17 protein-coding genes and 1 pseudogene are annotated in these 24,625 nt (G+C 72.4%); 6 read left to right on the top strand and 12 right to left on the bottom strand.

The genetic code is table 11. The features are described from left to right. Positions 1 to 22: 22 nt before the first annotated feature. Positions 23 to 691, top strand: a pseudogene (locus tag ACZ69I_RS00960) (sugar phosphate isomerase/epimerase family protein); the annotation flags it as partial. Here ACZ69I_RS00960 and ACZ69I_RS00955 read toward each other — a convergent pair. Further along, positions 690 to 1,697: an EamA family transporter gene (locus ACZ69I_RS00955; protein WP_470829889.1), complete on the bottom strand. Its 1,008-nt coding sequence runs from the start codon at positions 1,695 to 1,697 to the stop codon at positions 690 to 692. The pseudogene ACZ69I_RS00960 and the gene ACZ69I_RS00955 sit on opposite strands and share 2 nt — an antisense overlap. A gap of 91 nt (positions 1,698 to 1,788) precedes the next feature. Here ACZ69I_RS00955 and ACZ69I_RS00950 point away from each other — a divergent pair, with 91 nt between their 5' ends. After that, positions 1,789 to 2,754 carry a LysR family transcriptional regulator gene (locus ACZ69I_RS00950; RefSeq protein ID WP_470829888.1) on the top strand — a complete coding sequence of 322 codons (966 nt, stop codon included), beginning with the start codon at positions 1,789 to 1,791 and terminating at the stop codon, positions 2,752 to 2,754. A gap of 304 nt (positions 2,755 to 3,058) precedes the next feature. Then, positions 3,059 to 4,852 (top strand): glycoside hydrolase family 3 protein, encoded by a 1,794-nt coding sequence (locus tag ACZ69I_RS00945; protein WP_470830631.1) that lies wholly within the window; start codon positions 3,059 to 3,061, stop codon positions 4,850 to 4,852. Positions 4,853 to 5,006: 154 nt separating this feature from the next. Here ACZ69I_RS00945 and ACZ69I_RS00940 read toward each other — a convergent pair whose 3' ends face one another. From ACZ69I_RS00940 to ACZ69I_RS00910, 7 genes are all read right to left on the bottom strand, one after another. Next, on the bottom strand, positions 5,007 to 6,440 hold the full coding sequence (locus tag ACZ69I_RS00940; protein ID WP_467669436.1) for an aminopeptidase: 1,434 nt from the start codon (positions 6,438 to 6,440) through the stop codon (positions 5,007 to 5,009). Between the two features lie 110 nt (positions 6,441 to 6,550). Then, positions 6,551 to 6,958: a hypothetical protein gene (locus ACZ69I_RS00935; RefSeq protein WP_470829886.1), complete on the bottom strand. Its 408-nt coding sequence runs from the start codon at positions 6,956 to 6,958 to the stop codon at positions 6,551 to 6,553. Positions 6,959 to 7,091: 133 nt separating this feature from the next. Beyond that, on the bottom strand, positions 7,092 to 10,844 hold the full coding sequence (locus ACZ69I_RS00930) for an ABC transporter ATP-binding protein (protein WP_470829885.1): 3,753 nt from the start codon (positions 10,842 to 10,844) through the stop codon (positions 7,092 to 7,094). Between the two features lie 77 nt (positions 10,845 to 10,921). Then, the gene (locus tag ACZ69I_RS00925; protein WP_470829883.1) at positions 10,922 to 11,866 is read right to left on the bottom strand and encodes a serine hydrolase; all 945 of its coding nucleotides are present in this window, start codon (positions 11,864 to 11,866) and stop codon (positions 10,922 to 10,924) included. 134 nt (positions 11,867 to 12,000) lie between these two features. Continuing rightward, positions 12,001 to 13,689 (bottom strand): thiamine pyrophosphate-binding protein, encoded by a 1,689-nt coding sequence (locus ACZ69I_RS00920; RefSeq protein ID WP_470829882.1) that lies wholly within the window; start codon positions 13,687 to 13,689, stop codon positions 12,001 to 12,003. Between the two features lie 56 nt (positions 13,690 to 13,745). After that, positions 13,746 to 14,732 (bottom strand): agmatinase, encoded by a 987-nt coding sequence (gene speB, locus ACZ69I_RS00915; RefSeq protein ID WP_467669446.1) that lies wholly within the window; start codon positions 14,730 to 14,732, stop codon positions 13,746 to 13,748. A gap of 51 nt (positions 14,733 to 14,783) precedes the next feature. Further along, positions 14,784 to 16,253, bottom strand: a complete 1,470-nt coding sequence (locus ACZ69I_RS00910) for a sodium:solute symporter family protein (RefSeq protein WP_470829881.1) — start codon at positions 16,251 to 16,253, stop codon at positions 14,784 to 14,786. Positions 16,254 to 16,435: 182 nt separating this feature from the next. Between ACZ69I_RS00910 and ACZ69I_RS00905 the strand changes: the two genes are divergently transcribed. Further along, complete coding sequence (locus tag ACZ69I_RS00905; RefSeq protein ID WP_470829880.1) at positions 16,436 to 17,944, top strand: PucR family transcriptional regulator; 1,509 nt, start codon at positions 16,436 to 16,438, stop codon at positions 17,942 to 17,944. 282 nt (positions 17,945 to 18,226) lie between these two features. Next, positions 18,227 to 19,033: a phosphatase gene (locus ACZ69I_RS00900; protein ID WP_467669452.1), complete on the top strand. Its 807-nt coding sequence runs from the start codon at positions 18,227 to 18,229 to the stop codon at positions 19,031 to 19,033. Here the strand turns inward: ACZ69I_RS00900 and ACZ69I_RS00895 are convergent. From ACZ69I_RS00895 to ACZ69I_RS00880, 4 genes are all read right to left on the bottom strand, one after another. Next, positions 18,994 to 20,028: a cation diffusion facilitator family transporter gene (locus ACZ69I_RS00895; RefSeq protein ID WP_470829878.1), complete on the bottom strand. Its 1,035-nt coding sequence runs from the start codon at positions 20,026 to 20,028 to the stop codon at positions 18,994 to 18,996. The two genes, ACZ69I_RS00900 and ACZ69I_RS00895, sit on opposite strands and share 40 nt — an antisense overlap. 68 nt (positions 20,029 to 20,096) lie before the next feature. Continuing rightward, the gene (locus tag ACZ69I_RS00890) at positions 20,097 to 20,957 is read right to left on the bottom strand and encodes an acyl-CoA thioesterase (RefSeq protein ID WP_467669456.1); all 861 of its coding nucleotides are present in this window, start codon (positions 20,955 to 20,957) and stop codon (positions 20,097 to 20,099) included. Positions 20,958 to 21,008: 51 nt separating this feature from the next. Next, positions 21,009 to 22,166 (bottom strand): acyl-CoA dehydrogenase family protein, encoded by a 1,158-nt coding sequence (locus tag ACZ69I_RS00885; protein ID WP_467669458.1) that lies wholly within the window; start codon positions 22,164 to 22,166, stop codon positions 21,009 to 21,011. A gap of 95 nt (positions 22,167 to 22,261) precedes the next feature. Then, positions 22,262 to 22,852 (bottom strand): SACE_7040 family transcriptional regulator, encoded by a 591-nt coding sequence (locus tag ACZ69I_RS00880; RefSeq protein WP_467669460.1) that lies wholly within the window; start codon positions 22,850 to 22,852, stop codon positions 22,262 to 22,264. A 133-nt stretch (positions 22,853 to 22,985) separates the two neighbouring features. On the opposite strand from ACZ69I_RS00880, the gene ACZ69I_RS00875 reads away from it, so the two are divergent. After that, the gene (locus ACZ69I_RS00875) at positions 22,986 to 24,602 is read left to right on the top strand and encodes a carboxyl transferase domain-containing protein (RefSeq protein ID WP_470829876.1); all 1,617 of its coding nucleotides are present in this window, start codon (positions 22,986 to 22,988) and stop codon (positions 24,600 to 24,602) included. Positions 24,603 to 24,625: the final 23 nt, after the last annotated feature.

The following is a 24,625-nucleotide window of genomic DNA, read 5'->3' as shown; positions in this document are numbered from 1 at the left end:
CGCGCCGCCTACTGTCGGGACCATGAAATTCGCCTTCTCCACCCTCGGCGTGCCCGGACTCCCCGTCCCCGACGTGCTGCGGCTCGCCACCGCCCACGGCTACCACGGCGTCGAGCTGCGCGCGCACCCCGAGGAGCCGGTGCACCCCGGGCTCGGGCTCGTCGAACGGGCCGACGTGGCAGCCGAGTTCAAGGCGGCGGGCGTCGAGATCCTCGGTATCGCGGGGTACGCGCGCGTGGCGGCGCCGGGCGACGACGAACCCGTACTCGAAGAGCTGCGTTCCCTCGTCGCCCTCGCCCGCGACCTCGGCGCCCCCTTCGTCCGCGTCTTCCCCGGCGGCGGTACCGAACAGAGCGCCGAGGAGGCCGACGCGACGGCCGCGCGGCGGCTCGGCACCGCCGCCGGGTACGCCGCGGACGCCGGCGTACGCATCCTCCTGGAGACCCACGACTCGCACCGCACGGGCGCCGACGCCATCCGCGTCCTCGGCGCCGTCGGCCACCGCCAGGTCGGCGCGCTGTGGGACCTGATGCACACCTGGCTCGGCGGAGAATCCGTCACCGACAGCTACGCGGCGCTCTCGCCCCACCTCGGCTACGTCCAGGTGAAGGACATCGCGTCGGCGGAGGACACGACGCCGCTGCCGCTCGGGGCCGGGACCCTGCCGCTCGCCGAGTGCGTGGCGCTGCTCAGCGCGGAGCAGGGGGAGGGGTGGCTGTGCTGGGAGTACGAGAAGCGCTGGTACGAGGAGGCGGCACCGCTCGCGGATCTGCTGGGCCCAGGCCGTGAGCTGCTCTCCCGCCTCGTGACGCGCTCCGGCTGAGAGCCTGTCTTTGAAACCCTGGCGTCCGCGCGAACGAGGTCAGCGCGACGCCGCCCACCAGCAGGGCCGCCGCGCACCACCGCAACGCGCTCACCGACTCGTCCAGGACGAGAGCGGCGGACGACATCCCGAAGACCGGCACGAGCAGCGAGAACGGGGCGACGGTGGACGCGGGGTAGCGGCGCAGCAGGTACCCCCAGGCGCCGAAGCCGAAGACGGTCGTGACCCAGGCGACGTAGACGACGATGCCCACGCCCGGCCCGTCGAGGGAGCGCAGGGCGGCCAGGTCGCGGGAGGGGCCCTCGAAGAGCAGGGAGAGGCCGAGCAGGGGCAGGACCGGGACGGTGCTCACCCACACCATGAAGTTCAGCGGGTCGGGCGGGGACGCCTTGCGGGTGAGGACGTTGGAGACGCCCCAGCAGGCGGCGGCGCCGATCAGCAGCACGAAGGCGGTGAACGGGCCGCCCTCCCCCTCGTCGACGGCCGCGACCGCGATACCCGCGAGGGCTACACACATGCCCAACACCCGTACCCGGCACGGCCGTTCACCCAGGGCAAGCGCGGCGAACAAGGCGGTGAACACCGCCTGGATCTGCAGGACGAGGGAGGACAGGCCGGCGGGCATCCCGGCGTCCATCCCGATGAACAGCAGCCCGAACTTGGCCACTCCGAGGACGAGCCCCACCCCCACCACCCACCTCCACGCCACCTTCGGCCACCCCACGAAGAAGACGGCGGGCAGCGCCGCGACGAGGAAGCGCAGCGCCGAGAAAAGCAGCGGCGGGAAGTGGTCGAGGCCCACCTCGATCACCACGAAGTTGACGCCCCAGACGGCGGCGACGAGAACCGCCAGACAGACATGAGCAGGTCGCATGCGTCGAGGATCACCCGGCACGACCATGCAGGACCAGCGCGGATCTCTGCATGATGGGATGAAGCAACGCTTACGAAACGGGGTCCCCACCGTGCTCGATCTCGCCCGGCTCCGCGCCCTGCACGCCGTCTCCGTGCACGGCACCGTGGGCGCGGCCGCCACCGCGCTCGGCTACACGCCGTCCGCGGTCTCCCAGCAGATAGCCAAGCTCGAACGCGAGACCCGCACGACCCTCCTCGAGCGCCGCGGCAGGGGCGTCGCGCTCACCGAGGAGGCACTCCATCTCGCCGAGACCGCACGACAGTTGATGGCCATCGTGGAGCGCGCGGAGACCGAACTCGAAGAACGGCGCGGGCTGCCCGCGGGGCGCCTGACGATCGCCGCGTTCGCCTCGGCGGCGCGCGGGCTGCTGCCCGGGGTCCTCGCGGACCTGGCCCGCCGCCATCCGGCGCTCGACGCCCGCATGACGGAGATCGACCCGCACCTCTCCATCGACCTGGTGGCCAAGGGCGCGGTCGACGTGGCCGTCGTCCACGACTGGGACATCGCGCCGCTGCCGACGCCGCCGGGCGTCGAACAGGCGGTCATCGGCGACGACCTCTGCGATCTGGTCGTACCGCGCGACCACCGGCTCGCCGGGCGCGTTTCCGTGCGCCGCGAGGAGCTGCGGTCCGAGCGCTGGATCACCCAGCCGCCGGGGCTCGTCTGCCACGAGTGGCTCGTCCACACCCTGCGCGAGGCGGGCTGCGAGCCCGACATCGCCCATCAGGCCGAGGAGAACCCCACCCTGGTCGCGCTGGTCGCGGCGGGGCTCGGCATCGCGCTCATCCCCCGCCTCGGCCGCGGGCCCGTACCGGCCGAGGCGGTCACCGTCTCCCTGGACCCCGTGCCGGTCCGGCGCCTCTACGCCCTGTGGCGCACGGGTGCCTCGCGCCGCCCCGCGATCGCGGAGACGGTGCGCGCGCTGCGGGCGCACTGGGCGCCGCGCACGCCCCCAGCAGCGCCCCACGACGACCACCACGACACCCCCGCCCCAACTTCCTTGAATCGAGGGTGAGTCGGGAACCTGGCCACCGCCCCGCTCGTCCAATCGGCACGCTGCCGGTTGAGTCCCCGTACGGCGGTGTCGGCATCGCTGCTGGCTGCGAACGCTGACCACCCTCTCCGCCGCCTGCGGTCCGGCAGCTCGCCGTCACCGGTGCGCCCCCCCTCCACAGCGCCGGTGGCGGCCCTCCCTTGACCGGCAGAAATCTTCGGGATATCCGTAGCTCCTGAAAGTTTCCTTCCGGCCCGCAGGAGCCCCCGTGTCCCAGCCCGACGCCCGCGATCGCGACCGCAGGCTCCGCGAGCTCATCGCGGCCATGTCCCTGGAGGACAAGGTCGGCCAGCTCTTCGTGATGCACGTGTACGGGCACACCGCCACCGACCCCGACCGGGCCGACGTCGACGCCAACCTCCGGGAGAGCGGTGTCCGCGACGCCGCCGAGCTGATCGCCCGTTACCGCCTCGGCGGCATCATCTACTTCGGCTGGGCCCACAACACCCGCTCCCCGCACCAGATCGCCGAGCTCTCCCGCGGCATCCAGGAAGCGGCGGCGCCGCACACCCTCCCCGTCCTGATCTCTGTCGACCAGGAGCACGGCGCCGTCGCCCGGGTCGGCGCCCCCGCCACCCTGCTCCCCGGCGCCATGGCGCTCGGCGCGTCCGGCTCGCACGAGCACGCCCGCGAGGCCGCCCGTATCGCGGGCGCCGAACTGCACGCCCTCGGCATCCGCCAGGACCACGCCCCGGACGCCGACGTCAACGTCGACCCCGCCAACCCGGTCATCGGCGTACGTTCCTTCGGCGCCGACCCCGAGACGGTCGCCGGGTTCGTGGCCGCGCAGGTCGAGGGGTACCGGAGCGCGGGCATCGCGACGGCGGCCAAGCACTTCCCGGGGCACGGCGACACGCGGGACGACAGCCACACCGAGCTGCCGCACATCCTCCACACCCGCGAGGAGTGGGAGCGTGACGACGCGCCGCCGTTCCGGGCCGCGATCGCCGCGGGCGTCGACTCCGTCATGACCGCGCACATCGTGGTGCCCGCCCTCGACCCGTCCGGCGACCCCGCGACGCTCTCCCACCCGATCCTGACCGGCATCCTGCGCGAGGAGCTCGGCTACGACGGGGTGATCTCCACGGACTCGCTCGCCATGCGCGGCGTACGGACGAAGTACGGGGACGACCGCGTGGCCGTCCTCGCGCTCAAGGCGGGCGCCGACCAGCTCCTGAACCCGCCCAACCCGGAGGTCGCCTGGAAGGCGGTGATCCAGGCGGTCGCGGCGGGCGAGCTGACGGAGGAGCGCGTCGACGCGTCGGTGCTCCGCGTGCTGCGCATGAAGGCGGACGGGGGCCTCCTCGACGCCCACCTGGGCGGCGCGGCCGGCCCTCCCCCCACCCCCGAAGCGGTCGACGCCACCGTGGGCACCCCCGCCCATCTGGTCGCCGCCGACCGCATCGCCGACGCCACCACCACCGTGCTGGTCAACACCGACGGGCTCCTGCCGCTGTCGCCCGCCACCCACCCCGGCATCCTCGTGCTCGGCGCCGACCCCCGCTCCCCGTCCGGCACCACGGGCCCGCCGACCACCGTCCTCGCGGGCGCGCTCAACGGCCTGGGCTTCCGCGCCGTGGCCCTGCCCACCGGCACGGCACCCGACGAGGCGCTGATCGAGGAGGCGGTGGCGGCCGCGCGGGGACAGGACGCCGTCCTGGTGGCGACGTACAACGTCACCACCCACGCGGCGACGAAGGACCACACCCAGGCGGCGAACACCGTGCTCGACCGGGCCGCTCCCGTCGCGTTCGCCCGCGTCCACCAGGCCACGGACCCCGGCACCGGCACCGACGGTCAGATCGCCCTGGTGAGTGCCCTCAGAGCCACCGGCGTCCCGGTCATCACCCTCGCCATCCGCAATCCGTACGACGTCGCCCACCTGCCCCCGGTCGACGCCGCCCTCGCCTCCTACTCCTGGACCGACGTCGAACTGCGCGCCGCGGCCCGGGTGATCGCGGGCCGGGCCACGCCCCGGGGCCGGCTGCCCGTGCCGGTGCGGCGGGCGGACGACCCGGCGCAGGTGCTGTACCCGATCGGACACGGGCTGACGTACTGACCCGTACGTGACGCTGCGTGGCGGGCGTCCCGTCGGGTGCGCCGTGCGGATGCAGCGGGACGAGGAGGTGGCGGGACAGCGCCGGGGGGCCGAAGCGGTGCTTCGGCCCCCCGGGTCCTTGCCGACGGCAGCACGCCGTCACTGCTTCACCGCGTCACGGCCGCAGCGTCGACTCCTTCCGCACGTCGCGCCGGTCGAGCTTCTTGTCGTACGGGGCCAGCGGCTTCGCCGCGGGCGAGGACACTCCGGCCCACGCCTGGATCCGCTGCGTCGCCTTCGCCTTCTCGTCCGCGACGAGCTGTGCGACGTTCGCGCCGTGGTTGGCGCCGGGCGCCGTGAAGACGTACGAGTCGTGCTTGGCGCCGCGGGCGGGGCGGAACTGCTCGGCGCCCCACGGGTCGAACTCGCCGTACACGTACATCATCCGGTGCGCGTCGTGCCGCACCCAGCGGTCCACGTCCCGCATGGCGTTCGGCTTGAACTTCATGGGGATGTCGCGCGGCACGAAGTTCCGCGGCGGCTGGTAGCCGTAGCGGCTCAGGTCGCCGAGCCAGGGCTGCGCGATGTCGGGCGAGCCGAGTTCGGTGCCCGCCTGGTAGTAGTACGGCGTGTAGGGGGTGAGGCCCTGGTCGCTGTAGGAGGACCAGTCGCCCACCGAGCCGACGTAGTCGAAGATGGCCTGGTCGGTCGCGGTGGCCGCGTCCGGGATCTTCCCGCAGGCGGTGGCGGCGGGCTGGTACTGCCAGAAGCCCCACACCAGGTCCATGACGACGGCCTCGAAGGCCTTGTCGAGGTTGCCGACGGTCTTGAAGGTGTACCCCTCCGCCTCGGCGTACGCCGCGAGCTTCGCCGACAGCGGCTCCCTGCGCACCAGCGCCTCGCGCTGCACCGCCTGGATCTTCTCGCGGCACTCCTTGGGGCCGACGCCCGCGAGGAACTCGTCGTAGGCCGAGTCCTCCTTGTTGACGACGTCGTTGGGGGCCACGTAGGAGACGACGCCCGCCATGTCGCGCGGGTAGAAGCGCTCGTAGTACGTCGCCGTCATGCCGCCCTTGGAGGCGCCGGTGGCCAGCCACTTCTTGCCGTAGATCGCCTTGAGCGCCCGGTAGATGCGGTGCTGGTCCGAGGCCGCCTGCCAGATGTCGAGCTTGGACCAGTCGGCGGGGTCGGGCCGCGAGGGCGTGAAGAAGCGGTACTCCATGGAGACCTGGTTGCCGTCGACGATCTGCGCCGGCTCACTGCGGCTGGGCCGCGTGGAGACGTTGTACCCGCTGGTGTGGAAGATCGTGGGACGGCTCGTGTCCTTGTGCAGCACGGTCAGCCGCTGCTTGAAGGTGCCCTTGGACGGGTGCCGGTGGTCCACCGGCTGGGTGTAGTCGAGGACGAAGTAGCGGTAGCCGGGGTACGGCTTCTCCTCGATCAGGCTCATGCCGGGTACGGCGAGCAGCCTGTCCTTGATGTCGGTGCTCCTGGCACCGGTGGTCGTGCCCGGTTCGGCGGCGGTGGCCGCCCCGGTCGTCGCTCCGGCCACGCCCACCGTGCCTATCAGCACCACGAGCGACAGCAGCCATCTGAGCGCCTTGCGCATGCACCCTCCCCTGTCGACACAGCAATGCCCCGGAACCTAACGGAGCAACTGGGTCCGCACCAGGGGGGTTTGCGCGGCCGCGCCACGGGAGGACGGCACAAAAGCGGACGTCAGCAGAGAATCCAGCCCGAACTGACCCCGCGCCCGCTGATCTTTCCCTTCACCCACACGCAGCGGTGCCCGGCGTGGACGGTCACCGGTCCCGCGTGATGGGTGTAGCGGCCCTTGTCGCGGGCCGGGCGGCCGCCGCGCGCCTTGACGCTGACGGACATGACCTTGCGGGCGCCGGACTTCTTGGCGATGACCACGGCGCAGACGTAGCCGCGGCTCTTGAAGACGTCGACCCGGCCGGTGCTGAAGGGGAGCGTGCGGACCTTGCGGCCGGCGCAGCGGCCCGCGGCGCTGTCCGCGGAGGCGGTGCCGGGGCCCGCGAGGGCGAGCAGGACACCGGCGGTGAGCACGGCGGTGCCGAGCGTCAGCCGCCGTCGTATCCGGCCAGTGCCGCGTCCACTGCTCACAGTTGTCCCTCCCGCCACGTCTGCCTCACGTACTGATGTACGGACGCCGACCGGGGCTCGTACGGTTGCGAAATCCCCCGCCTTTTCTGCCCGCGCCTCCCCCGCCGCGCCCGGCCCCGTCCTCCGCGTTCGCTCAGACCGCCTCGACCGGCTCCCCCACGAACGTCCGCCACAGCCGCGCGTACCGCCCGTCCAGCGCGAGGAGCTCCTCGTGCGTGCCGTCCTCGGCGACCCGGCCGTGGTCCATCACGACGACGCGGTCGGCGCGGGCGGCCGTCGTCAGGCGGTGGGCGACGACCAGCGTGGTGCGCTTGCCCGCGATGCGGTCGGTGGCCTGGTTGACCTGCGCCTCCGTGGCGAGGTCGAGGGCGGCGGTCGCCTCGTCGAGGAGCAGGATGTCGGGGTCGACCAGCTCGGCGCGGGCCAGCGCGATCAGCTGGCGCTGCCCGGCCGAGAGGTTGCGGCCCCGCTCGGCCACCTCGTGGAGGTAGCCGCCGTCCAGCGTGGCGATCATGTCGTGCGCGCCGACCGCGCGCGCCGCCGCCTCGACCTGGGCGTCGGTGGCGGCGGGGCGGCCGTAGGCGATGGCGTCGCGGACCGTGCCCGCGAAGAGGTACGCCTCCTGCGGGACCACGCCGAGGCGGTGCCGGTACGAGGTGAGGTCGAGGGTGCGCAGATCGGTGCCGTCGACGGTCACCCGGCCGCCCGTGGGGTCGTAGAAGCGCGCGACGAGCTTCACGAGCGTCGACTTGCCCGCGCCGGTCTCGCCGACGAAGGCGACGGTCTGGCCCGCGGGTATCCGCAGGCTCACGTCGCTGAGCGCCTCCTCGGGGGTGCCGTCGCCGGTGGCCGCGTACGCGAAGTCGACGTCCTCGAAGGCGATCTCGCCGCGCAGCGAGAGCACCTCCGTCGGCTCCTGCGCGGCCTTCGTCGAGGTCGGCTCCTGGAGCAGCTCCTGGATGCGGCCGAGCGAGACGGTGGCCTGCTGGTAGCCGTCGAAGACCTGGGAGAGCTGCTGCACGGGGGCGAAGAACAGGTCGATGTAGAGGAGGTAGGCGACGAGCGCGCCGGTGGTCAGCGTGCCCGCCTCGACCCGTCCGGCGCCCACGACCAGGACGGCCACGACGGCGACGGAGGACAGCAGCTGCACGAACGGGAAGTACACGGAGATCAGCCACTGGCCGCGGATGCGGGCCTGGCGGTAGCTGTCGCTGTTCTCCGCGAACCGCGCGGCGCCGGAGCGCTCGCGCCGGAAGGCCTGCACGATGCGCAGCCCGGCGACGGACTCCTGGAGGTCGGCGTTGACGACGGAGACCCGCTCGCGCGCCAGCTCGTACGCCTTCACGCTGGACTTGCGGAAGAAGTACGTGCCGACGACGAGCAGCGGCAGCGTCGCGAAGACGACGAGCGCCAGCTCCACGTCGATGACCAGCAGGGCGACCATGATGCCGAAGAAGGTGACGACGGAGACGAACGCGGTGACGAGCCCGGTCTGCAGGAAGGTCGACAGGGCGTCCACGTCGGTCGTCATCCGGGTCATGATGCGCCCGGTCAGCTCCCGCTCGTAGTAGTCGAGCCCGAGCCGCTGGAGCTGCGAGAAGATCTTCAGCCGCAGCGAGTAGAGGACCCGCTCGCCGGTGCGTCCGGTCATCCGCGTCTCGCCGGTCTGCGCCGCCCACTGCACGGCGACGGCGGCGAGGGCGAGCCCCGCGGCGGCCCAGACGGCGCCGAGCGCGAGTTGGCTGACGCCCTCGTCGATGCCGTGCCGGATCAGGACGGGAAGGAGCAGCCCCATGCCCGCGTCGACGGCGACGAGCAGCAGGCTGAACAGCAGCGGCACCCCGAACCCGCCGAGCAGCCGCCGCAGTCCGTACGACTCCTCCGGAGTGACGGCCCGCGCCTCGTCGATGCCGGGGGTGTCGTCGGCCGGGGGCAGCGCGTCGACCTGGGCGAGGAGTTCGGGCGTGGACGGCATCCCGGAGAGCGCGGTGTCCTTCGGCTCCCGGTCACCGGTCCACAGGGCGGGCGTGATGCCGCGCTCCGCGTCGAACTCGGCGTCGAGCTCCTCGCGTACGGAGGTGTCCTCGGGGAGGTCGGCGGGGAGCGCGTGGCCGGGCGATACGCCGCCCAGTTCGTCGGGGTCGGTCAGCAGCCGCCGGTAGAGGGGAGAGCGCCGCTCCAGTTCGTCGTGCGTGCCGAGGTCGGCGAGGCGTCCGTCGTCGAGGACGGCGATGCGGTCGGCGAGGCCGAGGGTGGAGCGGCGGTGGGCGATGAGGAGCGTGGTGCGGCCCGCCATGACCTGCTTGAGGGCCTCGTGGATCTCGTGCTCCACGCGCGCGTCGACCGCCGAGGTCGCGTCGTCGAGGACGAGGAGGCGGGGGTCGGTGAGGATGGCGCGGGCGAGCGCGATGCGCTGGCGCTGGCCGCCGGAGAGGGTCAGGCCCTGCTCGCCGACCTTGGTGTCGTACCCCTCGGGCAGCTCGGATATGAACCCGTGGGCCTGGGCGGCGCGCGCGGCGGTCTCGATCTGCTCGCGGGTCGCGTCCGGGTGGCCGTAGGCGATGTTGGCGCCCACGGTCTCGGAGAAGAGGAAGGAGTCCTCGGGCACGAGGCCGATGGCGGACCGCAGGGAGTCGAGGGTCAGCTCGCGGACGTCGTGGCCGCCGATGAGGACGGCGCCGTGCGTGACGTCGTAGAAGCGCGGCATGAGCAGCGAGACGGTGGACTTGCCGCTGCCGGACGAGCCGACGACGGCGAGGGTCTCGCCGGGGCGGATCTCGAAGGAGAGGCCGTCCAGGACGGGCCTGTCGTCCTCGTACGCGAAGCCGACGCCGTCGAACTCGACGGTGGCCGGGGCGTCGGCGGGCAGTTCCTTGGTGCCGTCCCGCAGGCTCGGCTCGGTGTCGATGAGTTCGAGCACGCGCTCGACGCCGGCGCGGGCCTGCTGCCCCACGGTGAGGACCATGGCGAGCATCCGCACCGGGCCGACGAGCTGCGCGAGGTAGGTGGAGAACGCGACGAACGTGCCGAGCGTGATCTCCCCGCGCACCGCGAGCCAGCCGCCGAGAGCCAGCATGGCGACCTGGCCGAGCATGGGGACGGCCTGGAGGGCCGGGGTGTAGCGGGAGTTGAGGCGGATGGTGCGCAGGCGCCCCGCGTAGAGCTTGCGCCCCACGTCCCTGAGCTTGCCGGTCTCCTGCTCCTCCTGCCCGAAGCCCTTCACCACGCGTACGCCGCTGACGGCGCCGTCGACCACTCCGGCGACGGCGGCGGCCTGGGCCTGCGCGTACCAGGTGGCGGGGTGCAGACGGGAGCGGGAGCGGCGGGCGATGAACCAGAGGGCGGGGGCGACGGCGAGGGCGACGAGGGTGAGCGGCAGGGAGAGCCACGCCATGATCACGAGGGAGATCACGAAGAGCAGGATGTTGCCGATGGTCATCGGCAGCATGAAGAGCAGGCCCTGGATGAGCTGGAGGTCGCTGGTCGCGCGCCCGACGACCTGCCCGGTGGACAGCTCGTCCTGGCGCCGCCCGTCGAGCTTCGTGATCGTCCCGTACATCTCGGTCCGCAGGTCGTGCTGGACGTCGAGGGCGAGCCGGCCGCCGTAGTAGCGGCGGATGTAGGTGAGGACGTAGACGACGACGGCGGCGGCGATCAGCGCGCCGGCCCAGGGGCCCATGGAGCGGCCGCCGCCCTCTCCGTCCTGTCCGATGACGTCGTCGATGATCACCTTGGTGATCAGCGGTACGAGGGCCATGACGGCCATGCCGCCCAGCGAGGACCCGAGCGCGAGCACGACGTCCTTCGGATACCGCCACGCGTATCCGGCGAGTCGCCCGGCCCAGCCGGATTTCTCCCGCTCGGCTCCACCCCGTTGCTCCGCCACGTGCTGCCTCCCGTCGACCTGACCTGCCGAGAGGCCCAACGCGGCGGGACGCCGATTTCATCCCGCCGCAACAAAACTCAGGAGCTGGGCACCGCCACGAACGCCTCCTTCGGCGTGTCGGTCGGGGTGTAGCGCTGCGCCGCGGAGGCCCGGGGCGTCAGGTCCTTGTGGATGGCCTTGGCCACGCCCTGGATGGTCGCGACGCCGTAGTTCATCGTGCTGTTGCCGTGCGTGAGCACGGAGATCGTGTAGTCGTGGCCGCCGCCCTTGAACGCGCCGATGCTGTGCACGCGCCAGCCGTGGGTCGCGCGCTGCAGCCAGCCGTTCTTGACGTGGATGGAGACGCCGGAGGGCGCGCCTGCGGGGGTGCCCCAGCGCTGCGAGGGGATCACCTTGCCCATGAGCTTGAGGATGTACGCGCGCGCGTTGTCGCTCAGGACGGTGTTCTTGGCGGTGACCAGGGCGAGGAGCTTCTGCTCGTCGGCCGCGTTGATCCGGGTCAGGCCCCAGTAGCCGTCGGCCCCGGGCACGGTCTTGGTCATCTTGGCTTCCTTGAGGAACGCCTTGATCTTGCCGGTGCCGAGCTGGCGCCAGAGAGTGCTGGTGGCCGCGTTGTCCGACTTGGTGATCATGGCGTACGCGAGGTCCGACTCGCGCTCCGTCAGGTACCGGCCGGACTTCTTCGCGTCCCACAGCAGCGTCGCGAGGACGGTCGTCTTGACGACGCTCGCCGAGTCGAAGGAGGTGGTCGAACGCAGGGTGCAGGTGGTTTTGGTGGTGCGGTCGTACAGCCCGACGGCGACCGTGCCCTTGCGGTTCTTCAGGGCCGCGGTGATGTCCTTCTTGAGCTTGGCGGCCAGGCCCGACTGCGCGGAGCTGCAGCTGACCGTCGGCGCGGCGGCGGCGGGCGTGGCGGCGGTGGCGGGCGTGGCGGCCGCGGCGAGCGGCACGAGCACTCCGGCGGCGATGCCCGCCGAGAGCATGCGGGCACGGCTGGATATACCGGATGTCCGGTGAGTCATGGAGCTTCCCATCCCCTGGTGCGACAAGTGCGCCCCCCGGCGCACTCGCCTCACATGACTCACCAACAGGGGTGAACGGTTGCACGAAAAACGAAGATCCGAACGAAATCTCGCGGGGCCGCACCCGCGGCGGCTCAGCCCAGGTGCGTCGGCGCGAACATCCGAAGCAGCGCGGGCAGCACGACCACCGACGGCCCCGGCTCGGCCAGCGCCTTCGCGAGGTCGTCCCGCAGCGCCTCCGGAGTCGTCCTGACCCCCGGCACCCCGAAGGACTCGGCGAGCTTCACGAAGTCCGGCCGCGCCAGCTCCGTCGCCGTGGCCTCGCCGAAGGCGTCGGACATGTACTCGCGCAGGATGCCGTAGCCGCCGTCGTCGACGATCAGCCAGGTGACGTTCAGCCCGTACTGCCGGGCGGTCGCAAGCTCCGCGATCGAGTACATGGCGCCGCCGTCGCCGGAGACCGCGAGGACCGGGTGCGAGGGGTCCGCGACCGCCGCGCCGAGCGCCGCGGGGAAGCCGTAGCCGAGGCCGCCCGCGCCCTGCGCCGAGTGCATGGTGTTGGGGCGCCGCGCGTCGAACGCCGACCACGCCCAGTACGCCAGGATCGTCATGTCCCAGAAGGACGGCGAGGCGTCCGGCAGGGCCTCGCGGACGGCGGCGAGCACCTGCCGCTCCAGGGTGAGGTCCTGCGCGTCGATCCGCTCCCGGACCCTGGCAAGCACCTGGCTGACCCGCTCGGGCGCCGAGGGGTCCTCGCGGGGCGCGTCGATGGTCTCCAGGAGCGCCGAGAGGGCGATCCGCGCGTCCGCGTGGATGCCGAGACCGGGGTGGTTGGACTCCAGCTTCCCGGCGTCCGCCTCGATCTGGATCACCCGGCCCCGGGGCTTGAACGTGTGGTAGTTCGAGGAGAGCTCGCCGAGGCCGGAACCGACCACGAGCAGGACGTCCGCGTCCTCCAGGAAGTCCGTGGTGTGGCGGTCCTCCAGCCACGACTGGAGCGAGAGCGGGTGCTCCCAGGGGAAGGCACCCTTGCCGCCGAAGGTGGTGACGACGGGGGCGTTCACGAGCTCGGCGAGCGCGCGCAGCTTGCCGCTCGCGTCGGACCGTACGACTCCGCCGCCCGCGATGATCGCCGGGCGCTCGGCGCGGGAGAGCAGGTCGGCGGCGACCGCCGTCAGCTCGGGGCGCGGGACGACGTCCTCCGGGGCCGCGTCCATGGCCGTCACGACGGGCAGCGTCGTCTCCGCGAGCAGCACGTCCTGCGGGATCTCCACCCACACCGGGCCGTGCGGCGCGGTGAGCGCCGACTCCCAGGCCGCCGCGATGGCGGAGGGGATCTGCGAGGCCGTGCGGACGGTGTGGACGGACTTGACCACGTCACGGAACGAGGCCTGCTGGTCGCGCAGTTCGTGCAGATAGCCGTGGCGGCCGCCGCCGAGCCCGGCCACCGGCACCTGGCTGCCGATGGCGAGGACCGGGGACGACCCCGCCGCCGCCTCCTGGAGCGCGGCGAGCGAGGTCAGCGCGCCGGGCCCGGTGGAGAGCAGCAGCGGGGCGACCTCGCCGGTGACCCGGCCGTAGGCGTCGGCGGCGAAGCCCGTGTTGTTCTCGACGCGGAAGCCCACGTACGAGAGCGAGGAGCGGCGCAGCGCGTCGAACATGCCGAGCGCGTGCTGGCCGGGCAGCCCGAAGACGGTGGTCGCGCCGAGCCCGGCGAGGGTCTCGACGACGAGGTCGCCGCCGTTGCGCCCGGGGGGCGGGTTCAGGGCGGCCTCGCTCTGGCGCGGCGTGGGGCGCAGTACCAGGTCGTGGTCGTGGGTCATGCGGCGTCTCCTCCGCCTCGTCCGGGCTGGGACCTCTCGGGTGGCTCAGGCCGTGGTCACTGCGTGCTCTGCTCCGCGCCGCGGGCGGCGGCGATCTGCCTGCTCATGATCGTCGTCAGCTCGTACGCCGTGTGGGAGGCGGCGACGGCCGTGATCTCCGCGTGGTCGTACGCGGGGGCGACCTCGACGACGTCGGCCGAGACGAGGTTGCAGGAGGCGAGGCCGCGCAGGATCTCCAGGAGCTCGCGGGAGGTCATGCCGCCGGCCTCGGGGGTGCCGGTGCCGGGCGCGTGGGCCGGGTCGAGGCAGTCGATGTCGATGGAGATGTAGAGCGGGCGATCGCCGATGCGCTGGCGGAGCTGGTCGGCGACCTCGTCGGCGCCGCGGCGGTAGATGTCCGCCGAGGTGACGATGCCGAAGCCCATCTTCTCGTCGTCGGTCAGGTCCTTCTTGCCGTACAGCGGGCCGCGCGTGCCGACGTGGGAGAGCGCCTCGGTGTCGAGGATGCCCTCCTCGACGGCGCGGCGGAACGGCGTGCCGTGCGTGTACTCGGCGCCGAAGTAGGTGTCCCAGGTGTCCAGGTGGGCGTCGAAGTGGAGGAGCGCGACCGGGCCGTGCTTCTTGGCGACCGAGCGGAGCAGCGGCAGCGCGATGGTGTGGTCGCCGCCGAGGGTCATCATGCGGGCGCCAGAGCCGAGGAGGTCGTCGGCGGCGGCCTCGATGGTCTCCACGGCCTCGTTGATGTTGAACGGGTTGGCGGCGATGTCGCCCGCGTCGGCGACCTGCGCCAGCGCGAAGGGCGAGGCGTCCTGGGCCGGGTTGTACGGACGGAGCAGCCGCGAGGCCTCACGGATCGCGTTGCCGCCGAAGCGGGCGCCGGGCCGGTACGAGACGCCGGTGTCGAAGGGCACGCCGACCACCGCGACGTCCGTCCTGCCGCCGACCTCGTCGAGGCGGGGCAGCCGGGCGTACGTCGCCGGGCCCGCGTAGCGCGGGATGCGGGAGGAGTCGACGGGGCCGCGGGGCGTCTCGTTGCTGCTCATGGAGTGCCTTCCTTTTTACGCTTCGATGCGCCTTGTGGGCGCTTTCTGACTCTACTGAGGTACGGGGGCCGGTTCGGCCTCGGGCTCCGCGCCCCGCCCGGCCAGGCGCTCGCGCCAGGCGGCGAGCACGGCCGCGTCGGTGGGCCTGGTGGCGAGGGAGACCGCGACGTACACGCCGAGGCAGACCAACAGGCCGTAATAGATGGGCTCGTTGGCGAGGATTCCGTAGCCCCACATGAGCCCGACGACCGAGAGCCCGCCCGCCGCGACGGCCGCGAGGGCGCCCTCGGCAGTGCCGCGCTTCCACAGCAGCCCGCCGAGGATCGGCACGAGAAGACCGGCGACGAGCAGGTTGTAGGCGACGGTCAGCGCCTGGACGACGTCGTTGAGGGCGATGGCGACGCAGACGACGGCGACGCCCATGACGAGGATGAAGAGCCGGTTCCCCTTCACCTCGTCGTGCGGCTCGCCGCCCGCTCCTTCGGCCTTCACGGCTCCCCGCAGCCGCGCCCAGATGTCGTTGTTGGCGACGGTCGCGCAGGCGATGAGCGCTCCGGAGGACGTGGACATCACAGCGGCGAGCGCCGCGGCGAGCACGAGACCCCGTACGCCCATGGGCAGTTCGTCCTTGACGATGGTCGCGAAGGCCGCGTCGGCGCTGGGCAGCTTCGGGTACATGACCTTGGCGGCGGTGCCGATCACGGCGCCCGCGACGGCGTAGACCAGGCAGTACGTACCGGCGACGGTGCCTCCGTAGCGGGCGACCCTGTCGCTGCGCGCCGTGAACACGCGCTGCCAGATGTCCTGCCCGATGAGCATGCCGAACGTATAGATCAGCACGTACGTGAAGATCGTCTCGCCGCCGATGCCGAGCGGGTCGAAGTACTCCGTGGGCAGCTCGGCCTTCATCTCGCCGAAGCCACCGGCCTTGACGACCGCGATGGGAAGGAGCAGGAGCAGCACGCCGACCGTCTTCACCACGAACTGCACCATGTCGGTGAGCGTGATGGACCACATGCCGCCGAGCGTCGAGTACGCGACGACGATGGAGCCGCCGAGGATGATCGCCAGGGTGCGGTTCATGTCGAAGATGACGTCGAAGATGGTGGCGTACGCGATGGTCGAGGTGACCGCGAGCATCAGCGTGTAGGCCCACATGACGACTCCGGAGATGACGCCCGCGCGCCCTCCGTAGCGCAGGTCGAGCATCTCGGAGACGGTGTAGACCCTCAGCCGCGCGATGCGGGCCGAGAAGAACACGCTCAGCGCGAGGATGCCGAGGCCGATGGTGACGACCATCCAGGCACCGGAGAGCCCGTACTGGTAGCCGAGGCCGACGCCGCCGATGGTGGAGGCGCCGCCGAGGACGATCGCGGCCATGGTCCCGGAGTACATCCACGGCCCGAGGCGGCGCCCGGCGACGAGGAACTCGCTCTTCGACTTGGCGCGGCGCATGCCCCACCAGCCCATGGCCAGCATCCCGGCGAGATAGACGACGATCACTGTGTAGTCGACGGCCATGAAGGGGGCCTCCTTCGCGCACCTCGGTGGCGTGTCGTGCAGATGGAGTGGTGGCGACCGGCCGCGGGGACATCCGCCCGTACCCGCTGCCTGTGGTCGGCACGACCCTAGGTGGCCGGAAAGCGACGCTGAAGTGTACGTTTCCTCTACTCTCGGCGACTCAAATGGAGGAACCGTCCACCATGGCCGACCCCACACCCCCCAACACGCCGACGCCGACGCCCACACCTCCGCCCCCACCCGTACCGCCGACCCCACCCGTACCGCTCGCCGCGCTGCTCGCCCGCGAGGAGCTGGGCCTGCGGCAGATCGCGGGACCCGACGCGCGGGCCGCGGACACGGCCGTGCAGTGGGTGCACACCTCCGAGATGGCGGACCCGTACCCGTACCTGCTCGGCGGCGAGCTGCTGCTGACCGCGGGCGTGCACATCACGGACCCGGCGGGCGCGGGCGGCTCCCTGGACGACTACGTGGCCCGCATCGTCGCGGCGGGCGGCGCGGCGCTCGGCTTCGGCGTCGCGCCCGTGCACGACACGGTGCCGCGTGCCCTCGCCGAGGCCTGCGAGCGCCACGGCCTGCCGCTCCTCGAGGTCCCGCCCCGCACCACCTTCAGCGGCGTCGCCCGCGCCGTGTGGCGGCTGATGGCCGAGGCCCGGCACGCGGAGCTGCGCCGCGTGACCGAGGCGCAGCAGCACCTCGCCACGGCGGCGGCCCGCCCCGACCCCGTCCCCGCCGTCCTGCGCCAGCTGGCGGCCCGGCTCGGCGGCCTCGCGCTGCTCTACGGCCCCGACGGCGCGGAACTGCAGGCGGCGGGGCGGGCCCAGGAGGAGGCACGGGCCGCGCTGCGGGAGCTGACCGGGATCGTCCGCCGCCGCACCCCCACCGCCCCCGCCTCCGCCGCCGACACGGCGGGGTCCACGCACCTCGCCGCCTACGCCCTGGGCGGCGGCCGCGGCTTCGCCCTCGGCCTCGCCACGGACCGCCGCGAACCGGGCGACCACACCATCGCCGGGGCCGCGGTCGTCCTGCTCTCGCTGCTCACCGGCGAACACCAGGGCGCCTCCGAGGCGGCCCGCTCGGCGGCGCTCGTACGGCTCCTCGTCGGGGCCCCCGTGGAGGAGACCGCCCCTCTCCTGGGCAGCGGCCACTGGACCGTGGTGCACGCGCGCGGGACGCCCGGCCCGCTGGCCGCGTCCGCGCTCGCCGCGGCCCTGGGCAGCGCGCTCGTGGACCCGCACGGGCCCGAGGGCGCGGTACGCCTCCTCGTCCCCGCCGACCGCGAGATCACCCCCACCGACGGCTGGACCCTGGGCGTCTCCGCCACCGCACCCCCCACCGCCCTGCCGGCCGCCGACACCCAGGCCTCCCGCGCCCTGCGCCGCGCGGAGGCCACCCGCCGCCCCCTGGTCAGACACCAGGAGAACGGCATCGCGTCCCTCCTGTCCCCCGAAGAGGCCGACACCCACGCCCGCACGCTCCTGTCCCCCCTGACGGACAACGAGCCCCTGACGACGACCCTGCGCACCTGGCTCTCCCTGCACGGCAGTTGGGACCGCACGGCGGTGGCCCTGACGATCCACCGCAACACGGTCCGCCAACGCATCGCCCGCTGCGAATCCCTCCTGGCCATGGACTTGAACGACCCGGACACGAGGATGGAACTCTGGTTCGCGCTGAGCCGCGTGGGTTAGACGGACAGGAAGGGGAGGGAGGGCGGGGCGAGGGCCGCAGGCCCAGAGGCGGGGCAAGGGCCGCAGGCCCAGAGGCGGGGCAAGGGCCGCAGGCCCAGAGGCGGGGCAAGGGCCGCAGGCCCAGGGGCGCGGGGAACTGCGCGCTCAGCCACACCCCACCCGCACCCGAAGAACCGACGACCACCCCCCAAGGGGCGCGGGGAACGGCGCGACCAGCCCCCACACCCCCGCACCCAAGGAACAACCCCACCGCCCCGGCCCCGCGGCCCAAGCAACGGCACAATGGGGACCATGCCACCCACGCCCATACCCACCCGCCCCGCCCTGGTCGACCACCTCGTCCGCACCCGCATCGCGGGCGACGTCGCCACCCCCCGCGAGAACAACCTCAGCCACTACAGGAAGCTCGCGAACGGCGACCGCCACTACTGGCTGGGGCTGGAGCTCGGCGACCGCTGGACCGACGAGCAGGACGTCCTCGCGGTGATGGCGGAGCGGTGCGGCGTCATCGACGACCCGCAGTTCCGGCACGGTCAGGACACCATCGACCCGGAGCTGACGGTCGACGCCCTGGAGCGGATGGCGGCTCGCCTGCGCAAGGCGGCCGCCGACAAGGAGAGGGTCCTCTTCGCGACCGGCCACCCCGGCGGCCTGCTCGACGTGCACCGCGCGACGGCCGCCGCCCTGCGCGCGGCGGGCTGCGAGATCGTGGTGATCCCCGAGGGCCTGACGGCCGACGAGGGCATGGTCTTCCAGTTCGCGGACGTCGCCGTCCTGGAGCGCGGCGCGACGCTGTGGCACACCCACTCCCCCGAGCCGATGAACGCCGTCCTGGACGGCCTGGAGCGCGAGGGCCGCCCGCAGCCCGACCTCGTCGTCGCCGACCACGGCTGGGCGGGGCGCGCGGGCCAGCGCGGCCTGGACGCGCTGGGGTACGCGGACTGCAACGACCCGGCGCTGTTCATCGGCGAGGCCGAGGGCACCGTACAGGTGACCGTGCCGCTCGACGACCACGTCACGAGCCCGCGCCACTACGACCCGATGACGGCCTACCTGCTCGACGCGGCGGGGCTGACGCCCGGGTCCTGAGCGGGTCCGGGCGTCGGGTCCAGGTACACCCGCCGGATCGCGGGGAAGCGCTCCTGGAGGCGGCGCGCCATCCGGTCGCAGGCCCGCTCGATGTCCGCGGCGCTCGACATGTCGCGGAAGTCGACCTTCGCGGCGACCAGCGCCTCCTTGGGACCCTGGAGCAGCGTGGTCAGTTCGATGACGTCCACGACGTGCGGGTCGGCGAGCAGTTCCGCGCGGACCACGGCCCGCATCTCGGGCGGCAGCGGACGCCCGATGAGAAGCTCGGAGTTGGCGTGCCCGAGGACCCACGCGACGTACACGAGCAGCACGCCGATGCAGAGCGACGCGATGCCGTCCCACGCGCCGGACCCGGTGAGCTGCCCGCCGAGCAGTCCGGCGGCGGCGAGCACGAGGCCCGCGAGCGCCGCCGAGTCCTCCATCACGACGGCCTTGACCGCGGTGTCGGGGGTGTGGCGGAGGTAGCGCTTGACGTGCACTCCGAAGCGGTCGGCCTCGCCGCGCGCCTGCTTGAGGCCGGTGCGCAGCGAGTAGCCCTCCAGGAGGAAGGCGATGGCGAGCACGATGTACGAGATGAGCGGGTCGCCGGGGTCCTCGCCGTGCGTGAGGGTGTGGATGCCGTCGTAGACGGCGAAGACGCCGCCGCCGACGAAGGTGGCGACGGAGGCGAGCAGCGCCCAGATGTAGCGGGCACCGCCGTAGCCGAGCGGGTGCTCCTCGTCGGCGGGCTTGTCGCTGGCCTTCAGGGAGACGAGCAGCATCAGCTCGGTGACGGTGTCGGCGACGGAGTGCGCCGCTTCGGAGAGCATGGCGCTGGACCCGCTGATGACGCCCGCGACGGCCTTGGCCAGCGCGATCCCGAGGTTGGCGACGGCGGCGACGAGGACGGTGAAGGTGCTCTCACCGCTCTCCGGCTGTCCCGCCCGCTCCGCTTGCTGCTCCGCCTGTTGTGCCTGTTGCGCCTGTTCCGCCTGCTGCTCCGCTCGCTCCGACATGTATCGGACGGTATGTCCGATCAACGGGAAACGCGAACCCCAGAACTCACCCGGGGCTCACCCGGAACTCACCGCGGCACCCGGATCAGGCCCTCCTGGATGACGGTGACCGCGAGGCGCCCGTCCTGCGTCCAGATCCGCGCCTGGCCGAGGCCGCGCCCGCCGGAGGACGACGGCGACTCCTGGTCGTAGAGCAGCCACTCATCCGCGCGGAAGGGCCGGTGGAACCACATGGCGTGGTCGAGCGAGGCGCCGACGACGTCGCCGACGGCCCAGCCGCCGCGGCCGTGCGCGAGCAGCACGGAGTCCAGGAGCGTCATGTCGGAGACGTACGTGGCGAGGCAGACGTGCAGCAGGGAGTCCTCCGCCAGCTTGCCGTTGGCGCGGAACCACACCTGCGAGCGCGGCTCGCGCGGCTCGCCGACGGTGCCCCAGGGGGGCGTGTCGGCGTAGCGCAGGTCGACCGCGGCGCGGGTCTCCACGAGCCGGTCGGCGACGTCCTTCGGCAGGTGGCGCGGGAGCATCTCGGCGGCGGTGGGCAGCGTCTCCGGGTCGAGCGCGGGCGGCATCTGCGCCTGGTGCTCCAGGCCCTCCTCGTAGGTCTGGAAGGACGCGGAGAGGTGGAAGATCGGCTGCCCGTGCTGGACGGCGACGACGCGGCGCGTGGTGAAGGAGCGGCCGTCGCGGATCCGGTCGACCGTGTACACGATGGGCGCGCCGGGGTCCCCAGGGCGCAGGAAGTAGGCGTGCAGGGAGTGGGCGGGCCTGTCGTCCGGGACGGTGCGTCCGGCGGCGACCAGGGCCTGCGCGGCGACCTGGCCTCCGAAGACGCGGGGCACGAGCGCCGAGCGGCTCACGCCCCGGAAGATGTCCTCCTCGATCTGCTCCAGGTCGAGCAGATCGAGGAGGGCTTCAAGTGCCTGGTTCATGAAGGTAGTTCTACAGGGCGTCTCTACCGGCCTGTCTCTCCCGGGCGGTCTCTACAGACCCATGTTCTTCGCGATGATCATCTTCATGACCTCGCTGGTGCCGCCGTAGATGCGGTTGACGCGGTTGTCCGCGTACAGGCGGGCGATGGGGTACTCGTTCATGAAGCCGTAGCCGCCGTGCAGCTGCAGGCACTTGTCGATGACGCGGTGCGCGACCTCGGTGTTGAACAGCTTCGCGGACGCGGCCTCGGCGGCGGTCAGCTCACCCGCGTCCAGGGCCTCAAGGGCGCGGTCGGCGACGGCCTCGGCGGCGTCCACCTCGGCCTGGCAGGCGGCCAGCTCGAACTTGGTGTTCTGGAAGGAGGCGACCGTCTTGCCGAAGACGGTGCGGTCCTGGACGTACTCCTTGGCGAACCGGACGGCGGCCTTGGCCTGCGCGTACGCGCCGTAGGCGATGCCCCAGCGCTCGGAGGGGAGGTTGCTTCCGAGGTAGTAGAAGCCCTTGTTCTCCTCGCCGAGGAGGTCCTCGACGGGCACCTTGACGTCGACGAACGCGAGCTCGGCGGTGTCGGAGGTCTTCAGGCCGAGCTTGTCGAGCTTGCGGCCGATGGAGTAGCCCTCGGACTTGGTGTCGACGGCGAAGAGGGAGATGCCGTAGCGCCGGTCCTCGGCGGTGGGCGCGGAGGTGCGGGCGCAGACGATCACGCGGTCGGCGTGCACGCCGCCGGTGATGAAGGTCTTGGAGCCGTTGAGGACGTAGTGCGTGCCGTCCTCGGAGAGCTTGGCCGTGCTCTTCATGCCCGCGAGGTCGGAGCCGGTGCCCGGCTCGGTCATCGCGAGGGCCCACATCTCCTCGGCGGAGACGAACTTCTCCAGGTAGCGCTTCTTCTGCTCGTCGGTGGCGAGCGCCTTGATGTACGGCAGGGCGAGCAGCACGTGCACGCCGGAGCCGCCGAAGGTGACGCCCGCGCGGGCGGTCTCCTCGTACTGGATGGCCTCGAACTTGTGGGTGTCCATGCCCGCGCCGCCGAACTCCTCGGGGACGTTGATCCCGAAGAGGCCCAGCTCGGCGAGCTTGTAGTAGAACTCGCGCGGCACCTGACCCGCGGCGAACCACTCGTCGTGGACCGGGACGACCTCGGCCTCGATGAAGGCGCGCAGGGTCTCCCGGAACGCCTCGTGGTCCTCATTGAAAACGGTACGGCGCACGGAGAACTCCCTCTGCCTACATCATGCCGACGGCGACTAAGCGCTTGCTCAGAGGCAGGTTACCCGGCGGTCACCAGAGCGTCCAGAGATGCGGGTCACTCGGCGGCGGCCTCGAAGGCCCCCCGGGCCAGCCGGTGCAGGAGTTCCGCCATGGCCGCCCGGCTGGGCAGCGCGTCGCGGCGGCTCAGGTGCGGCGTGGAGTTCAGCAGCCCGAAGACCGCGTGCACGGCCACCCGGGCCGCGTTCTCGGGGAGGTCCGGGTAGACCTTGCGGACGACGTCGACCCAGATCTCCACGTACTGCCGCTGGAGCTGGCGGACCAGCTTGCGGTCGCTGTCCCGCAGCCGGTCCAGCTCGCGGTCGTGCAGCGTGATCAGGGAGCGGTCGTCGAGCGCGAAGTCGATGTGCCCCTGGATCAGCGCGTCGAGCACGCGCTCGGGCGGGCCGCCCACGTCGGCCGCGCACCGCCTGCCGCCCGTCAGGAGCTGCCCGCTGATGCCCACGAGGAGCTCGGCGAGCATCGCGTCCTTGCCCGCGAAGTGCCGGTAGAGGCCGGGTCCGCTGATGCCGACGGCGGCCCCTATCTCATCGACTCCCACTCCGTGGAAGCCGCGCTCGGCGAAGAGCCGGGCGGCCTCCTTGAGGATCTGCTCGCGCCGGGTGGGCGCATCGGTTCTGGTGGCCATGGAATTGATTCTAGACAGGCCGGTTAGCGGTCGTTAACCTAAAGGAAACGCGTTAACGGTCATTAACCGGTGCGGGCGTCGATCCGCCGGAACCGGGGAGCGGCCGTCCGGACCGAGCAAGGGGGCTCGACTGATGCGGCAGGCACCAGTGCTGGCGAGCGCGGCTGACCCCGCGTCCGAGGCATGGCGGGCGAACGAGGCGGCGCACACCGCCCTCGCCGAGGAGCTGCGGGCCAAGCTCGCGGCGGCCAGGCTCGGCGGCGGAGAGCGAGCGCGGGCCCGCCATGTGGCACGCGGCAAGCTGCTGCCCCGCGACCGCGTGGACACCCTCCTGGACCCCGGCTCCCCGTTCCTGGAGCTGGCCCCCCTCGCGGCCGACGGGCTGTACGACGGGGGCGCGCCCGCGGCCGGTGTCATCGCCGGGATCGGCCGCGTCTCGGGCCGCGAGTGCGTGATCGTGGCGAACGACGCGACGGTCAAGGGCGGCACGTACTACCCCATGACCGTCAAGAAGCACCTGCGCGCGCAGGAGGTGGCCCTGGAGAACCGCCTCCCGTGTCTCTACCTGGTCGACTCGGGCGGCGCCTTCCTGCCGATGCAGGACGACGTCTTCCCCGACCGCGAGCACTTCGGGCGGATCTTCTACAACCAGGCCCGGATGTCCGGCGCCGGCATCCCGCAGATCGCCGCCGTCCTCGGCTCCTGCACCGCGGGCGGGGCGTACGTACCGGCGATGAGCGACGAGGCGATCATCGTCCGCGACCAGGGCACGATCTTCCTGGGCGGCCCGCCCCTGGTGAAGGCGGCGACCGGCGAGGTCGTCACGGCCGAGGAGCTGGGCGGCGGCGAGGTGCACTCCCGGACCTCCGGGGTGACCGACCACCTCGCCGAGGACGACGCGCACGCGCTGCGCATCATGCGCACCATCGTGGCGACGCTCCCCGAGCGCGGCGAACTGCCCTGGCCGGTGCGGCCGGTGGAGGAGCCGAAGGTCGACCCCCTGGGGCTGTACGGCGCGGTGCCCACCGACTCCCGCACCCCCTACGACGTCCGCGAGGTCATCGCGCGCGTGGTCGACGGCTCCCGCTTCGCCGAGTTCAAGGCGGAGTACGGCACGACGCTGGTGACCGGCTTCGCCCACATCCACGGCCACCCGGTCGGGATCGTCGCGAACAACGGCATCCTGTTCTCCGAATCCGCCCAGAAGGGCGCCCATTTCATCGAGCTGTGCGACCAGCGCGGCATCCCCCTGGTCTTCCTCCAGAACATCTCCGGCTTCATGGTCGGCCGGGACTACGAGGCGGGCGGCATCGCCAAGCACGGCGCGAAGATGGTGACGGCGGTGGCCTGCACGCGCGTGCCGAAGCTGACGGTCGTCGTCGGCGGTTCGTACGGCGCGGGCAACTACTCCATGTGCGGCCGCGCCTACAGCCCCCGCTTCCTGTGGATGTGGCCGAACGCCAAGATCTCGGTGATGGGCGGCGAGCAGGCCGCCTCCGTCCTCGCCACGGTCAAGCGCGACCAGCTGGAGGCCCGCGGCGAGCAGTGGTCCGCCGAGGACGAGGAGGCCTTCAAGGACCCCATCCGCGCGCAGTACGACGAGCAGGGCAGCGCCTATTACGCAACGGCCCGCCTCTGGGACGACGGCGTGATCGACCCGATGGAGACCCGGCAGGTCCTCGGCCTCGCCCTGACCGCCTGCGCCGGCGCCCCCCTGGGCGAGCCCGGCTTCGGCGTCTTCCGGATGTGAGGGGCGGACGATGAGCGACTTCC

The sequence above is a fragment of the Streptomyces sp. NPDC036815 genome (assembly GCF_055609205.1).
This window is presented reverse-complemented; position numbering and strand designations above follow the sequence as displayed.